The organism is Roseibium sp. AWQ4_254, assembly GCF_056161025.1.
In genome coordinates, this window is record NZ_JBSWYH010000004.1 from 199,317 (window position 1) to 213,837 (window position 14,521).

Here is a 14,521-nt window from a genome sequence, read left to right on the forward strand (position 1 = left end):
AAGCACCGGCCGTTTCTAGTCCGAGACAGCCAGCGCTTAGGCCAGTGCCGGCTGAATTTTCTTACAAGCTTCCACCAGGCCGTCGACGGCGCCGACAGACTTGTCGAAATTGGCTTTTTCGTCGCCCTGCAGGTCGATCTCGATGATGCGCTCAACCCCGTCAGCGCCGATGACAACCGGAACGCCCACATAGGTGTCCTTCAGGCCATACTGGCCATCGAGAGCGGCAGCAGCCGGCAGAACGCGCTTCTTGTCCTTCAGATAACTCTCGGCCATGGCGATGGCGGAGGAGGCCGGGGCGTAGAACGCGGAGCCGGTTTTCAGAAGGCCGACGATTTCAGCGCCGCCATCGCGGGTGCGTTGAACGATCTCCTCAAGGCGCTCGGCCGTGAGCCAGCCCATCTTGACCAGATCGGTGAGCGGGATCCCGGCTACGGTGGAGTAGCGGGTCAGCGGCACCATCGTGTCGCCATGGCCGCCCAGAACAAAGGCCGTGACATCTTCAACGGAGACGTTGAATTCTTCGGCCAGGAAATAGCGGAAGCGGGCGCTGTCGAGCACCCCGGCCATACCGACAACCTTGTTCTTCGGCAGACCGGAGAATTTCTGCAGGGCCCAGACCATCGCGTCGAGCGGGTTGGTGATGCAGATGACAAAGGCGTTCGGAGCGTGTTTGGCGATGCCGGAACCGACCTGTTCCATGACCTTCAGGTTGATTTCCAGAAGATCGTCGCGGCTCATTCCGGGCTTGCGCGGAACCCCGGCGGTCACGATGACAACGTCGGAGCCTTCAATGGCTTCGTAACTGTTGGCACCGGCCAGCTTGGCGTCGAATCCATCCACCGGGGAAGACTCGGCAAGGTCCAGGGCCTTGCCCTGCGGAACACCTTCCGCAATGTCGAAGAGAACGACGTCCCCCAGTTCCTTCAAACCTGCCAGATGAGCGAGCGTGCCACCGATCTGACCTGAGCCGATCAAGGCAATTTTGTTCCGCGCCATATCGAAAGTTTCCCTTTACGTAAGATGGAACTTGATGCCATCCGCTGATGACTGCGGATGGCACTACTCCCTTTGCCGCCCCCGCGCAACCTCGCCAAAAGAATATTGCGAACAAGGCGGCGAATTTTTTCATTTCTTCCCGTCTGCATACTTCCTGTATAGGGAATGCAGACCTAGGCGTGTATATCCTTTTTCTCTCCCGCGAGATATGCCTCCGACCGCATTTCGATCAGCCGCGAACTCGTCCGGTCAAATTCAAAAGCTTCCGTACCGCTTTCAGCGACATAGAGATCCGGCGGCTCGGCCGCGGCCGAGATCACAAGTTTGATGCCGTTGTCGTAAAGCGCATCGATCAGCGTGATGAAGCGTTTGGCCTCATTGCGCCGCGCCTTTGACATGACGGGCACGTTATCCAGGAAGACCGTGCTATAGGCGCTCGCAATGCGCAGATAGTCGGACGCGCCCAGCGGTTTGGCGCACAGATCCTCAAAGGAGAACCGGGCGGCGCCGGAGGCCACCTGGGGCACCGGGATCTTGCGGCCCTTGTTTTCCAGTTCATCCGCATGGGGTTTCATGCCATGGGTGAGCCGGTCCCAGATCCGGTTCATCTCAGTGTCGGCTTGCCCGCCAAGCGGAGTGACATAGACCGGGGCGCCAGCCAACTTTTCCAGCCGGTAATCCGTGGGCGAGTCGAGATGCAGCACTTCCACCTTGGACTGGAGCATGCCGATGAAGGGAAGGAACAATTGCCGGTTCAAGCCACCCCTATAGAGATTGACCGGCTCGACATTTGAGGTTGCCACCACAATCACACCGCGCTCAAAGAGCTGGGTGAAGAGACGACCCAGGATCATCGCATCAGCGATGTCGGTCACGGCGAATTCGTCAAAAAGGAGCAGCCGGGTTTCCTCGGCCAGCTTGCTGGCGACCGGCGGAATCGGATCATCTCCCTTCACCTCTCCGCGCTTGTGCGCCTGGCGGTGCGCATGAATGCGCTCATGCACATCGCTCATGAATTCATGAAAGTGCACCCGGCGTTTGCGGCGAATGACCGTGACCTCATAGAAAAGGTCCATCAGCATCGTCTTGCCGCGCCCGACACCGCCCCACATATAGAGCCCCTGCACCGCCGCCCAGAGCTGATTCTTCTTTTTGGCAAACAGCCAGCCGAGCGAACTTTTCTTTGAAGCAAGCCGGGTTTCGGCAAGGCGGGTATTGAGAAGATCCAGGCGCCGGACGGCTTCCCGCTGGACAGGGTCTTCACTGATCTGGCCAGACGCGATCAGGGCATCGTAGCGGGCGCTGAGTGCGCGGCTGACCGGCAGTTCCATCTTCAAGGGTGCTGCTCCCTCCAGGAGGTGTCGTCAACAGTCCGGACTGGACGGGCGCTGGAACACCGGCCGCCGCTGCCGTGTCTTCTGACAAGTTCTCGCCCGGCGGAATAAGGTCAAAACGTCGCAGATGCAAGTCACGATCTGCGCCGGAGGCGTTCCAGAATCTCAAGAAGTCACATTTCAACCGATTGAAGGTGCAGGCAAAACCCGTCACGGCCCGGCCGGGTCCTTAAGGACTATGAACCGGCGGGTGCCGGCTGCCGCAAAAAATTGCCCGCATCCGGTCAACCGGACACGGGCAAGCGCACAGGGAGGGGACTGTGCTTGAGGAGATACTTATTTCAGGATCAGGACAGACTTCCGTCCGGCCTGCAGTTCCTGCAGATAGAGAAGCTGGGCGACCAGATGACATTCTTTGGGATCGTCCAGGTCGGCCTTGCGGCCACGGCCATCGGTGAGCAGCCAGGCATTGCCACCTTTCACCGTGTCGCATTCGATCGGGGCACTCAGGTCAAAGCCGGACTTTTCCACGATCTCGACTCCGGTCTGATAACCGTCTTCAGAATCATGTCCGTTCATCTTGAGCCGTAAGGCGCGATAGGCCTTCTGGATCGACGGGCTCGCCACAATCGTGGTGATCACGTCATCGCCATCCATGGCGGCAAAGCGCACCACACCGCCCTGCTTCGGGATCGATCCATTTGAACAGGGGGTCTCCTGCAGGCTGCCGAGCGTTGTCCACTCAGAACGCAGGGTCACGGTTGCCGGCTGGCGCAGGGCCGCCATTTCCTTCACCAGTCGTTTTTCTGCCGCCCGCTTGGGGGTCTTGAGTGTTTTCTCGCCATTTGAGGATTTGGCAACGGCAACCGTTCCGCCAATCCTCAAGCGTCTAAAAACGATTACATCACGCATCAAATCAGTGCGCTCGACACGCCAGCCAGCATCCAGCCAGGCATTTTGATGAACGAGACTTCCGCCAGAATTGGCCCACCACGTCCTGTGTTCCCGCGCACTTTTGGGCAGGTTTGTTCCCAGGATGTTTTCGACCTCATCGAGCTTCGCGGCCCAAACAACATCTTCAAGACGGGCCAGGTGTTCACGTAGGGGTTCGTATTTTGACATTGCACAGCCTTTCCGATTGCCATGCAATTATACACTTATAACGAGCAGTGTCCAGAAAAAATACCTAGGGTTATTAACGGTACAGGGAAATGGGAGCCCCTGTAGAGGTTTGGCCGTTAAATTTTCCGGGCTCGCTGGAATAAAGTTGGGCGGCAATCACGCCGGATCCGTCTTTCAAAATCACCTGATTGCCATTGAGGTCCCATGCGGAGATCCCGGACAGGGCGGGGGTAACACAACCTCTGGTATTAGCGCGGTAACCGCCTTCCCAGGCCGTCAGTGTCATGAACGCCATGCAATTGTCCCCGGAAGAGGCCAGTTTCCAGCCCCCCAGAAGATCTGTCCGGCCCACCTGCTGCGCGTTGGCGGGCGCTGCCACCGGATTGCTGGCAAGGTCCGTGCTACCGCCAAGGGTCGTTCCGACCGGCGGTGCGCCGTTAGCGTCAAGCGGGCCAAGAGCGCCTGTACCGACGGGCGTCGTCGGGGTTGCCGGCAGGGGCGCGGCATAGTTCGGGCCACCGGAGGTCCTCTGGCATCCGGCCGCCAGAATGGCCAAGCCCATTACCAAAACCAGTTTTCCCGTAAGCGTCATGACGAATCAGTTCCTTATCCTCGACCCTTTCTGTTCGCCTCTCTTAGCCCAGAATGCGGCGAAAATCCAAAATAGTGCATAATTCTGTTCCTGTGGGGGCGCTAGGCGACATTCCACAGGACCCCCCGCCCCACCGCATTTTCCGGTTCGATCAGATCATCAATGGCCGAGCGGATTCGCTCAAATGCGCCAAGACACGCGCCAAAGCCCGCCATCCCGGAGACGACCGGATCCATCTGCCACCAATGGCTCGATGTAGTGGCTTTCCAATGTGCGGGCAGCGGTACGGGAGCCATGTTGCTCAGATAGACAACCCGGTCCGGGACAATGGCATGCGGCATCAGGAACACGTCCACCGGCTTGGGGGCCAGGCCGTGCGATTCGATGCCCTGAGCCGACAACAGCCGTTTCACATGGCGGTTCAAACCGTCTGCCGGCGCGGTTCCTGCGGAGAACGCGCGCATCAGGCCCCGGCCCTTCGCATTCAGATAAGCCTCGGCCAAAGGTCCCAGCAAGGCATTGTCCGGGCACAGAAAGAGAAGGGTTGTCTTTGTCACGGGCTGTCCTCGAATCCATAAGCGCAGCCTCCTGCGGCGCCAGCGGCTTCCGCTTAACGGCAGCACAGGAAAATTTTGTGACACTTACCGCTTATCCCCACTTTCCAAGATTGCCGTGTTTCCGCCGCACACGCGGCATGCAGCCGGCACCACTTTGTTCCGGCGGCCGGGTTTTTCCGGCATTCGCGGACAGAGTGTCTTATGTGTGAACAAGACCTCGCATAAAAGGATCTGACCATGCCCATTGCCTTCTGGTGTATCCTCGCCGCCGCCATCCTGCCCATCCTGTCCGTGTTTCCGGCCAAGCTGAGCAAGGAATACGACAATGCCAGACCGCGCGATCCGGACTATTGGCGCGAGGGCTTCCGGGCCCGGGCCCAGGCCGCCCAGGCCAATGGCTTCGAAGCCTTCCCATTTTTCGCTATCTCGGTTTTTGTCGCCATGAGCCAGGGGGCCTCGCTCGACTGGGTCAACCGGCTGGCCGTGCTCTTCATTCTCCTGCGGCTGATATACGTGTTTTGCTATTGGGCAGACAGAGCAACACCGCGCTCCGTGGCCTGGGCAGCCTCCTTCATCACACTCATGGCACTTTTTACGAGTTCTCTTTGGACCTGACCCCTCTTCGGGAAGTGCAAAATTATTGAGCAAGCATTTGCACCGCGCGGCCGATTTCGTTAACGATGCAAGTGTGTAGTACGGGTTCCCCATGGGCAGAGGTGAAGTGTGCGGACCACAAACCAGACGACAAACACTTTGCCGGCGAACCGACAAGCCGCATTGCAGCGACAGCTTGCAGATCAGCATATTGTCGATGTTCTGATTGCCGAACGGGGCAAACTGGTCATGGCCAGTCCCTGGTGGCCGCTGATCAAGCCGTTTGCCTACAAGATCCTGCGCTACGGCTCCGCCGTGGACATGGCCGATACGATTTCCCACATGGACGCGGTCGATGTGTTTGCCCATCTGAGCAAGCTTCTGACCCTGAACGTTACAACGCTCGGCCTGGAGCGCGTTCCCAAGGACGGGCCGGTGGTGCTGGTCTCAAATCACCCCACCGGAATTGCCGACGGCATTGTGCTTTATGACGCAATCAAGTCCCGGCGCACGGATCTGGCGATCTTTGCCAACCGGGATGCGATCCGTATCAATCCACGTCTTGCGGAGATGATCATTCCCGTCGAATGGCGCGCCGATTTCAAAAGCCGCGAAAAATCCAAGGAAACGATCAAGCTGGCCAACTCGGCCTTCACCCAGGAGCGGGTCGTCGTGCTGTTTCCCTCCGGGCGCCTGGCCTACTGGCACCAGGGCAAGCTGACCGAACGGCCCTGGATGACGTCGGCTCTGGCCCTGGCGCGCAAGAACAAGGCCCCAATCATCCCCATGCATATGGGCGGCCGGAACTCCGGCCTTTTCTATTTTCTCGCGCGGGTGTCCACCGAATTGCGCGACATGACCGTATTCAACGAGTTGCTCAACAAAAAAGAAGCCCGGTTCAACGTTCATTTCGGCAAACCGATCCGTCCGGAGCGCCTGTCTGGAGATCTTGGAGAGCTGACCGAACAGATGCGGGTGCACTGCGCCGAAACGCTTGCTGAAGATCCAGACGCCGAGTTCTGACCCCTCCGCTGCCCCCATCCAGGCTTTGACTTTGCCGTGTCAAAATCATCCACAGGGCAGTTTGCCCTTGGCGGGCGAATAAGACATTGTGCGGTAGTTTTAGGGAAACAGCCGCCACATGTCAGTCTCACCCGCGCTCGCTGCGGATGCCCCCATTTCAGCTCCGCCTTCAGACGCTCCGGCATCTGAAGCTCCGTCAGTCCGTCCGGAACCCAGGCCCCTTGCCGTTCTGCAGACCGTTTTCGGTTACAGTGCCTTCCGCGGCAAACAGCAGGCAGTGATCGACACGCTGATTGAGGGCGGTGACGCGGTGGTGCTGTTTCCGACCGGGGCTGGCAAGTCGCTGTGCTATCAGATCCCGGCACTGTGCCGGCTCGGGGTCGGCATTGTGGTCTCGCCGCTCATCGCGCTCATGAAGGACCAGGTCGGTGCGCTGTCGGCCGCAGGGGTCCGGGCTGCGGCTCTCAACTCCACCCTGTCCCAGGAGGCGCAGGCCGATTTGCGCACCCAGCTGCGCGCCGGTGAGATTGATCTGCTTTATGTCACACCGGAACGGCTCGCCAATGAGAGCTTCCGCAAATTTCTCGACACGCTGCAGATTGCTCTGTTTGCAATTGATGAAGCCCATTGTGTCAGCCAGTGGGGCCATGATTTCCGGCCCGAATACATGTCCCTGTCCTGTCTCGCCGAGCGCTATCCAGGCGTGCCAAGGGTTGCCCTCACCGCAACGGCGGACCCGCACACGCAAAAGGACATCTTGAGCCGCCTGCAGCTGGAAGAGGCGACCGTTTTTGCAACCAGTTTCGACCGGCCCAACATCCGCTACGAAATTGTCGAGCGCACGAACCAGCGCCAGCAGCTGCTGGACTTCCTGACCAAGCACAAGGGTGAAAGCGGCATCGTCTATTGCCTGTCGCGGGCAAAGGTTGAAGACATCGCCGAATGGCTGAGCGCCAAGGGTATCCGGGCTCTGCCCTATCATGCGGGTCTTCCGGCCGAGCAACGGGCCGCCAACCAGGATGCGTTTCTTCTGGAAGAGGGCCTGTGCCTTGTGGCCACGGTCGCCTTTGGCATGGGGATCGACAAGCCCGATGTGCGCTATGTGGCCCATCTGGACCTGCCCTCCTCCGTGGAGGCTTATTATCAGGAGACCGGGCGTGCCGGGCGCGACGGGGCGCCGTCGGAAGCGTTCATGGCCTATGGCATGGCCGATCTGGTGCAGCGGCGGCGCATGATTGCCGAAAGCGATGCGCCGGACGAGATCAAACGCGCGGAAAATGCCAAGCTGAACGCCCTGCTCGGCATTTGCGAGACCGCCGGATGCCGCCGCCAGGCCCTCCTGGCCCATTTTGGCGAGACCTATCCGCAGCCTTGCGGCAATTGCGACACCTGCCTGTCCCCTGTGGAAACCTGGGACGGTACGGAAGCAGCGCAGAAATTCATGTCCGCAGTCTACAGAACCGGTCAGCGCTTCGGCACCGGCCATGTGGTAGATGTACTGCTTGGCAAGACCAACGAAAAGGTGGCCCGGTTTGGCCATGACGGCCTTTCGGTCTTCGGTATTGGCCAGGACCAGAGCCAGAAGACCTGGCAATCCATTGCCCGCCAGCTTGTGGCCGCCGGATTTCTGGATGTGGATCATGCCCAGTTCGGCGCGCTTGTGTTAACGGAAAAGGCCCGGCCGGTGCTGCGCGGAGATGACTCCATTGCCCTGCGCAAGGACCGCAACGCGGCCGGGCTGAAACAGACCCGGTCCTCCAGGGCCGGGTCCGTTGCCGACGAGCTGGACGAGGAAGATAAGCTCCTGTTCCAGCGCCTGCGCCGGCTCAGAACCCAGATCGCCCGGGACCAGAACGTGCCGCCTTACGTGGTCTTTCCCGATGCGACCCTCGCCGGCATTGCCTCTGCGCGCCCGGTGACCGCTGACGCGCTTCTGGCCGTCTCCGGCGTCGGCCAGTCCAAGCTGGAAAAATACGGCGAGACTTTTATCGATCTGGTCGAGGCTTTCGAAGCCGGGGTTTAGAGCATCTGGCGATAAGTCTGCGCATACGAAAAGGCGGCCCATGTGGCCGCTTTTTTTTATTGCATCAGGACCCAGCCCTGGGCAGGCCCTGATAGGCTTGCGCACCCCAGACCGCCTTGACCCTGGCGTCCCGGCCGCACGCCTTGCGGTAGCCCTTATAGGCCTTTGCCCGGGTCACATAGCCAAAGCGGGTCAGGGTGCGCGCGCTGCTTTTATAATATCCTTGGTGATAGTCTTCGGCAGGCCAGAACACAGCTGCGTTTTCAACTGGCGTGACCACCTTGCCGCCGAGATCCTTGTCCGCCCTGGCCACTTCCGCTTTCGCCGCCTTCGTCTGGTTCGCATTCAACGGATAGATCGCGGTGGAATAGCTGAACCCCCGGTCGCAAAATTGCCCGCCCGCATCGGTCACATCCACCGTGCGCAGGAAAATGCGCACCAGGTCCTGATAGCTGATCCGGCTTTCATCAAAATCGACCCTGACCACTTCCCGGTGCCCGCCGCTTTCATAAGACTTGTAGGTGGGGCTTTGTGTGGTGCCTCCGGCATAGCCGGAGACCACATCCCGGACGCCCGGGATTTTTTCAAGGTCGGCCTCCACACACCAGAAACACCCGCCGGCAAAAACGGCCGTTTCCGCATGAGCAGCTTTGATCGGCGCCGCACTTGCAAGGACAGCAGCAACAAAAAGGGCGGGCAGGCGTAGCATGGGCGTCTCTCCAGACCGGTGGTTTCCCCTGTTTCCAGCTGTCACCGTGACACGGCCACGTCCTTGCTTTGGTATTTTCGCAATCGGCGGACGCCTAACCGGTCTAAAAGACATGCCGGACCTGCTATAGACCTATCGCAGCCGCGCAAAGAGACAACTCAACTCGCCCTGCCCGCCCCACACAACAGCGTGAGATCCCCGTGACAGCCCCCAAACAACCAAGACCCTCCCCGCATGTAGTCCTGTGCGGGTCCATGTCAGCGCTCAAGGAGATGGAAGCTCTGGCCGCAACCCTGCGCGATCTGGGACTTCTCGCGACAACACCGGTCAAGGAAGAGGAGAGTCATGATTGGAACAAGCTGCCTCTTGAAGCGGCCGTCGCCCTCAAACGCCCCTTTCTGAGCGGCTATTTCGAGACCATCCGCACAGCCGATGCGGTTCTGATTGCCAATTATGCAAAACACGGCATTCCCGGCTATGTCGGCGCCAATGCTCTGATGGAAGCCGCCTGCGCCCACGCCCATGGCAAGCCGGTGTTCTTCCTCCAGGCCGTGGGCCCACAGCCCTGCCAGCTGGAAGCCCTGGCCGTTTCTGCAGGAATTCTGGACGGGGACCTTGCCCCGCTTGTCCGGGCTCTTATGCCGAGCCCGGACAAGCGGGGCAAGGTGGTCTAACCGGTTCGGCTGCCCGGCCCTGGCAGGGACTGACCGGCTCCGGTCCAGTCGATCTTCTGGGTCACGAACATGGTCACAGCCAGGGCGGCAAATCCGACCACCGAGCCGATGAGAAGCGCGTAGTCCTGTTCCCGCATCAAGGCAAAGAGGATACCGAACGTGCTGGCCAGGACAGCAAACAGGATCACGCCCGCCATCCGGCTCCTCAAGGATGTCCCCACATAGACGGCATTCAGAACCGTTGCGGCACCCGCTGCAATCAAATAGGCGGGGCCGTAGCCGATATGCTCGGCAAACGCGAGCAGCATCACGTAGAAAACGATCAGGGAAAAGCCGACCAGAGCGTATTGGATCCAGTGGAGCCGCCAGCCGGAGCGCAGCTCCAGAACAAACACGGCCAGAAAGGTCAGACTGATGAAGCCCACGGCATATTTCAGCGACCGGGCAATCGTCTGGTAGAAATTGACCGGCTCCACGAATTTCACGCCCAGCTGCTTATCCTGCAATGGCAGCTGGTCCGTTTGCACCACGTTCGCAATGCCCCGGGCAAGATAGGGAATGGTCCAGGTGGCCTCAAATCCCGTGTTGGAAATGGATCTTTGGTCCGGCAAAAAGGCCCCTGTGAAACCGGGATGCGGCCAGTTGGAAGTCAGCTTTACTTTGGTCGTCTGACCGGACGGGGCGAGAGAAAGGCTACTGGACCCGTTCAATTCCAAAGAGATCTCAAAAGCGAACCCCTTGCGCCACTCCCTGACGGAAACCGGTACACTGATCCCGGAGCTTATCCGACCGTCAGAACGGTGACGGGACACATTGCCTCTCAGCGCGGCAAGGCCCGGCTCGAAGGCGACTTTCTGCGATCCATTCAGAACCAGTGTCACGTCGCTCTTGAGCGCCCTGATGTCGCCAATGCCGGTTATCAGGAAAGCGTCAGCAGGATCAAACACAACTTTACCGTCCAGGTGTTCCGGCACGATCAAAGCGTCCTCGGGCTTCGCGAACCGGCCGTTCAGGCGCACAACACTGCGGTAGACGGGCAAGGAGTAGATGGACTTTCGCCGCTCTTCGGCTGTGACCTCGGCATGAATGTCAAGAGCCTTGGGAAAGAAGACCGCGTAGTGTTTGGAACTGCGTTCGCTTGAAACGCCCTCTGTGTTCGTGGTGACAAAGGTCTCCGTGTAAGGAACCACCAGATAGGGCCCGTTGACCGTCTGGGACGCGCCCCAGGATCTGGCAATGTCCCGGGCAACCTTCTTGGCCCGGTCCGCGCGTTCTTCTACCAGACCCCAGACAAACACACTCGGGATCAGTAGCCCTAGGGTCAAAAGCCCGATCAGGACAAATTTCACTGCGGGTGAAGCCATCCACTCCATCACGCTGGGTGACTGCGACCTTGAGGAAAAGCTGGAGGAAGAAACAGTCTCGGCCTTGCTCTTGCGGCCCGTATCGTCAGTCATGCGCACATCCCTTGCCGGAACCCCCCGGCAGAACACCGGAGCTCGTTCAACTCCGGCAACTTGCATGTGCAAAACGGAGACATTTGATCCCCTTTGCCTGAGTTTTCAGCAATGTTCTTGCAGAAATTATGCAGTCGAATCTCCAGTCGCAGTGGCCGCATTATTTTTCTTGGCGCTTTTGATGAACCGGGACTTGTTCTTGACCCTCTGCCAGTGTCAAAGTGACTGGCCCATCGGAATTTATATCAATGAATACATTTCCCGAAGTGTCTGTTCAGACCTTTCCTTCCTATGCGCGCCGTGCGGATTATTTACCGGCGCTGGTTGAGCGCCTGGACCTTGTCTTGAGCGGCAGCCACAGGTTCCTGCTGGTCGCGCATCTGTTTGACGACACCATGCGCATGATCGATGCCCTGAACGGGATCATGGATTTCGACGCCATCGTGGGCGTGCCCTACTCTTCGGGCAGCGACGCGACACGGCTCAAATGGCAGGCCCGGTATGGCGACAGGGTTCAGTGTCCGAAAACGGAAACCGATTTCCGTACCGTGCTGGCCGAGGCTCTCCAGAAAAGCCTGAATGCCTGCCGCGACTCAGGACAGAAACTCGTGATCCAGGAGGTCGGCGGATATGTTGTCGAGCTCCTGCATGAGCGCTTTCAAAACCAGCTCCATCTTGTGGAAGGTGTCGTTGAAATCACCAAACAGGGGATCTGGCGTGCGGCGCAACTGGATCTGAAAATCCCGGTCATGCACTGCGCGGACAGCGAACTGAAACGCCTGGAAGCCGCCCGCTGCGGCGAGACCATTGCCCGCTGTCTCGACGGCCTGATGCGCGACCTTGGCAACTCGCTGGCCGGGCGCCACGCAACCATTTTCGGTGCCGGCTGGATCGGCTTCGGTGTGGCCAAGGCCCTGAGGCGGTTGGATGTCACCACGTCACTGGTTGACATTGATCCCCTGAAAGTGGCCGAGGCGCGCCTGTCCGGGTTTGACGCCAGCCTGTCGCCCGGAGCTCTGCTCGGGAAATCGGATCTGGTGGTGGGCGCGGCCGGGCGCCTGTCCGTCACCGAAGACATTCTGGCCCGGCTGCGCAATGGCTGCATGGTTGCAAGCGCCAGCTCGCGGCGGATTGAAATCGATGTCGGCTATCTGGAAACAGCGCCAGCCTGCGACATTCACCCCTCCATCCGCGCCTTTCACTTTCCCGACCCACAGGCGGACCGGGACCGGCAGATCTGTCTGGTCAATGACGGCTATCCCGCGAATTTCATTCCAGGCTCAGGCAGCGTTGCCGACGAGATTGTCGAACTCATCCTCGGGGAGCTGATTGTCCTGATGGCGGATCTGACCACCTACAGCTACGAGCCTGGCATTCACCGGCTTGCCTCAGAAGGAGAAGCGACGTGCACACAATTGTGGATCGAGCAGAGGGACAGGATCTGATGGAGGCGTCTGAAGGGGTCACGGTTCATTCCGAATATCTGGTCAAGAAGCTCGCCAATGCGCAGCGCAACCTTTACGGCACGGTCAAATTCGACATTGTGTCCCGGCAGATCCGCAACTGGTCCAGGGATATCGGGCGCCGCCCGCGCATTCTCGACATCGGTTGCTCCACCTCCATTTCGAAGGAATATCTGGCCGACACGGGGTTGGACTTCGACTATTGCGGCGCCGACTATGAAGCCGCGTTCCAGCCGGATGTTGTTCTGGATGCCACCCGGCTCTCAGAACACCGGGACGAGCTGCCCTGGCAGCCAGATGTCATTGCCCTGCTGGATGTTCTGGAACACCTGCCCGGCAAGGCCGCTGCCATTGAATCGGTCATGCGCCAATGCGCAGAGGTCGTGGCCCCCGGCGGCCTGATCCTGGCCGTGGTCCCGCAGCTCTACCGGCTCGACCGGCTCAAGCTGAAACATCTCCACTATCCCGAACACCAGGTGCGTATGACCCTGGGTGAATGGTCGGACATTATCGGCCGGGCGGTGACCATCGAAGCCGTGCATGGCATCGGCTATCTCTCCTGCCTGCCCTATCTGCCCATGCTCAGCCCCTGGTACGAGGAGACCAACCGGCACGGGAAGCTGTTTCACCATCTGCGCGGCAAAACATTCGAGTGGGGACCGTTAAAGCCCCTTGAAATAGGCCTCAGCCGCACCTTCGGCTCCTTGCCGGGCCTCCGTGGCTGGTGCAACAGTTCCTTGCTGGTCTGCCGGGCAAAGGGATGAGATCAGGCCTCCCGCGGGTCTTTCAGGCATGACTTTGCAAAGGCCATGGGCTCAAACATTGAGACCCTTTGAGAAAAGCTGTCTTTCCGGGTCCCATGCATGCGCTTTTGAAGCGCTGCGCCCCGGCGAAGCTTCTCCGGAGAAGCTTCTCTGGCAGTCCTTCCGGACGGCGCAAAGCGGAGATCCGGAACCAGGGAGCCCCGGCCTTCCTACCCGTTAATCGTCGGATCGTAGGGCGTATCCGGATCGTCGTCGCCGGTCAGGAATTCCTTCCAGCTGCCAAAGCCGCAGGCAAGCGCTGCGAACTCCGCCCAGTGGCCTGCACCATCGGCGCCGTTAATATGGGCGAATTCGTGAACGAGCGTGGCAAGCAACTGCTGCCGGCTGCTGACAAGGGCCAGCGCCGTCACGCCGATGGCGTTATGCGCCTCCCAGGATTCGCCGTAGTTGAACGGGCAAGGCTCCACAAGGCTGACCCAGATACTTGAATCGCCCAGAAGGCTGGTCAGGCTCCGCCCCTTCGGCAGGGAGCGGAAATAGGCATTGCAGACCGGTCTTTCGCGCGCCAGCTTGATCAGTTTCCAGCGGCACTGCCTGAGTTTCGCATAGTCGCTGCCGCTAACGGATTTCAGCCGCGTCAGCGCTGCGGGTTTGGTCTTCCAGTCTCCGATATTGATCTGAAAATTCACGTCCAAATTCCTTAAAGGGCACGCCGGCGGCCTGCTCAAAAGGCCCGCAAGCGCGGTTGCAAAACCCACGAAACGACGAAGGGACCCTGCCCGAAACAGCTTTTAAGGCCAGTGACCTTGATCACGAAATGCGGGAATTGGAAACACAGCCCCGAAGGTGGGGCGCTAAAACTCCACGAGTTACGAATACGACTGATGTCAGCTCGAACCAAGCCTTGGATAATTTTATGATCGCAAGTTGATTTGATATTGAGCGTTTTTCTTGATTATTTCGTTGTCTGACTTCGTCAGCAATTTTAACTTTTGCCTAGACGATTCAGTATCAATATCACCCAGAGCCCAAATACACTTTACAGCAAGGGCAAATGCATCATCGCCCGCAAGATATTCAAATTTCCTCTGGGCAGTATCGAACAACACGTCGACGCTGCTAGAGCATTTCCCAAAAAGTCTGAATCGTCTTGGGTTCCCTTTTGTGGTGAATAGTGATTCAAGCTGAGGGCTGGACAAGGAGGCCAGCC

General features: G+C 59.2%; 15 protein-coding genes. 6 read left to right on the top strand and 9 right to left on the bottom strand.

The features are described from left to right. Positions 1 to 36 precede the first annotated feature (36 nt). The 5 genes from mdh to ACXAIC_RS04820 all read right to left on the bottom strand — a co-directional run bounded on the left by mdh (position 37) and on the right by ACXAIC_RS04820 (position 4,604). Positions 37 to 999, bottom strand: a complete 963-nt coding sequence (gene mdh / locus ACXAIC_RS04800) for a malate dehydrogenase (RefSeq protein WP_475174193.1) — start codon at positions 997 to 999, stop codon at positions 37 to 39. A gap of 173 nt (positions 1,000 to 1,172) precedes the next feature. Then, positions 1,173 to 2,330, bottom strand: coding sequence for a cell division protein ZapE (zapE, locus tag ACXAIC_RS04805; RefSeq protein ID WP_475174231.1), 1,158 nt, complete (start codon positions 2,328 to 2,330; stop codon positions 1,173 to 1,175). A gap of 339 nt (positions 2,331 to 2,669) precedes the next feature. Then, positions 2,670 to 3,455: a DUF7662 domain-containing protein gene (locus ACXAIC_RS04810; RefSeq protein WP_475174196.1), complete on the bottom strand. Its 786-nt coding sequence runs from the start codon at positions 3,453 to 3,455 to the stop codon at positions 2,670 to 2,672. A 73-nt stretch (positions 3,456 to 3,528) separates the two neighbouring features. Continuing rightward, positions 3,529 to 4,047, bottom strand: a complete 519-nt coding sequence (locus tag ACXAIC_RS04815; protein ID WP_475174198.1) for a protease inhibitor Inh/omp19 family protein — start codon at positions 4,045 to 4,047, stop codon at positions 3,529 to 3,531. Positions 4,048 to 4,148: 101 nt separating this feature from the next. Beyond that, on the bottom strand, positions 4,149 to 4,604 hold the full coding sequence (locus tag ACXAIC_RS04820) for an arsenate-mycothiol transferase ArsC (RefSeq protein WP_475174199.1): 456 nt from the start codon (positions 4,602 to 4,604) through the stop codon (positions 4,149 to 4,151). Positions 4,605 to 4,841: 237 nt separating this feature from the next. Between ACXAIC_RS04820 and ACXAIC_RS04825 the strand changes: the two genes are divergently transcribed. The 3 genes from ACXAIC_RS04825 (at position 4,842) to recQ (ending at position 8,244) form a co-directional block, all read left to right on the top strand. Continuing rightward, on the top strand, positions 4,842 to 5,219 hold the full coding sequence (locus ACXAIC_RS04825; RefSeq protein ID WP_475174201.1) for an MAPEG family protein: 378 nt from the start codon (positions 4,842 to 4,844) through the stop codon (positions 5,217 to 5,219). 108 nt (positions 5,220 to 5,327) lie between these two features. Next, positions 5,328 to 6,221 carry a GNAT family N-acetyltransferase gene (locus ACXAIC_RS04830; RefSeq protein ID WP_475174203.1) on the top strand — a complete coding sequence of 298 codons (894 nt, stop codon included), beginning with the start codon at positions 5,328 to 5,330 and terminating at the stop codon, positions 6,219 to 6,221. 118 nt (positions 6,222 to 6,339) lie between these two features. Beyond that, positions 6,340 to 8,244 (top strand): DNA helicase RecQ, encoded by a 1,905-nt coding sequence (gene recQ, locus ACXAIC_RS04835; protein ID WP_475174205.1) that lies wholly within the window; start codon positions 6,340 to 6,342, stop codon positions 8,242 to 8,244. A 64-nt stretch (positions 8,245 to 8,308) separates the two neighbouring features. On the opposite strand, the gene msrA is transcribed toward recQ, so the two are convergent. Then, positions 8,309 to 8,953 carry a peptide-methionine (S)-S-oxide reductase MsrA gene (gene msrA / locus ACXAIC_RS04840; protein ID WP_475174208.1) on the bottom strand — a complete coding sequence of 215 codons (645 nt, stop codon included), beginning with the start codon at positions 8,951 to 8,953 and terminating at the stop codon, positions 8,309 to 8,311. A 254-nt stretch (positions 8,954 to 9,207) separates the two neighbouring features. On the opposite strand from msrA, the gene ACXAIC_RS04845 reads away from it, so the two are divergent. After that, positions 9,208 to 9,627: a hypothetical protein gene (locus tag ACXAIC_RS04845; protein ID WP_475174209.1), complete on the top strand. Its 420-nt coding sequence runs from the start codon at positions 9,208 to 9,210 to the stop codon at positions 9,625 to 9,627. On the opposite strand, the gene creD is transcribed toward ACXAIC_RS04845, so the two are convergent. After that, positions 9,624 to 11,084 carry a cell envelope integrity protein CreD gene (creD, locus tag ACXAIC_RS04850; protein ID WP_475174211.1) on the bottom strand — a complete coding sequence of 487 codons (1,461 nt, stop codon included), beginning with the start codon at positions 11,082 to 11,084 and terminating at the stop codon, positions 9,624 to 9,626. The two genes, ACXAIC_RS04845 and creD, sit on opposite strands and share 4 nt — an antisense overlap. Before the next feature lie 248 nt (positions 11,085 to 11,332). Between creD and ACXAIC_RS04855 the strand changes: the two genes are divergently transcribed. Both ACXAIC_RS04855 and ACXAIC_RS04860 read left to right on the top strand, forming a co-directional pair. Then, on the top strand, positions 11,333 to 12,529 hold the full coding sequence (locus ACXAIC_RS04855; protein ID WP_475174214.1) for a Rossmann-fold NAD(P)-binding domain-containing protein: 1,197 nt from the start codon (positions 11,333 to 11,335) through the stop codon (positions 12,527 to 12,529). Beyond that, the gene (locus ACXAIC_RS04860) at positions 12,490 to 13,311 is read left to right on the top strand and encodes a class I SAM-dependent methyltransferase (RefSeq protein WP_475174215.1); all 822 of its coding nucleotides are present in this window, start codon (positions 12,490 to 12,492) and stop codon (positions 13,309 to 13,311) included. Before ACXAIC_RS04855 ends, ACXAIC_RS04860 begins: the two co-directional genes overlap by 40 nt. Before the next feature lie 209 nt (positions 13,312 to 13,520). Here the strand turns inward: ACXAIC_RS04860 and ACXAIC_RS04865 are convergent, their stop codons facing one another. Both ACXAIC_RS04865 and ACXAIC_RS04870 read right to left on the bottom strand, forming a co-directional pair. Continuing rightward, positions 13,521 to 14,000, bottom strand: coding sequence for a hypothetical protein (locus tag ACXAIC_RS04865; protein WP_475174218.1), 480 nt, complete (start codon positions 13,998 to 14,000; stop codon positions 13,521 to 13,523). Positions 14,001 to 14,225: 225 nt separating this feature from the next. Next, the coding region (locus ACXAIC_RS04870) for a hypothetical protein (RefSeq protein WP_475174219.1) at positions 14,226 to 14,521 on the bottom strand (296 nt) is incomplete at its 5' end.

What these genes read in the sequence shown, in the direction of transcription:
- ACXAIC_RS04825 (WP_475174201.1), top strand. Translation starts at nt 4,842, where the DNA reads ATGCCCATTGCCTTCTGGTGTATCCTCGCCGCCGCCATCCTGCCCATC.
- msrA (WP_475174208.1), bottom strand. Translation starts at nt 8,953, where the DNA reads ATGCTACGCCTGCCCGCCCTTTTTGTTGCTGCTGTCCTTGCAAGTGCG.
- zapE (WP_475174231.1), bottom strand. Translation starts at nt 2,330, where the DNA reads ATGGAACTGCCGGTCAGCCGCGCACTCAGCGCCCGCTACGATGCCCTG.
- ACXAIC_RS04855 (WP_475174214.1), top strand. Translation starts at nt 11,333, where the DNA reads ATGAATACATTTCCCGAAGTGTCTGTTCAGACCTTTCCTTCCTATGCG.
- mdh (WP_475174193.1), bottom strand. Translation starts at nt 999, where the DNA reads ATGGCGCGGAACAAAATTGCCTTGATCGGCTCAGGTCAGATCGGTGGC.
- creD (WP_475174211.1), bottom strand. Translation starts at nt 11,084, where the DNA reads ATGACTGACGATACGGGCCGCAAGAGCAAGGCCGAGACTGTTTCTTCC.
- ACXAIC_RS04845 (WP_475174209.1), top strand. Translation starts at nt 9,208, where the DNA reads ATGTCAGCGCTCAAGGAGATGGAAGCTCTGGCCGCAACCCTGCGCGAT.
- ACXAIC_RS04810 (WP_475174196.1), bottom strand. Translation starts at nt 3,455, where the DNA reads ATGTCAAAATACGAACCCCTACGTGAACACCTGGCCCGTCTTGAAGAT.
- recQ (WP_475174205.1), top strand. Translation starts at nt 6,340, where the DNA reads ATGTCAGTCTCACCCGCGCTCGCTGCGGATGCCCCCATTTCAGCTCCG.
- ACXAIC_RS04815 (WP_475174198.1), bottom strand. Translation starts at nt 4,047, where the DNA reads ATGACGCTTACGGGAAAACTGGTTTTGGTAATGGGCTTGGCCATTCTG.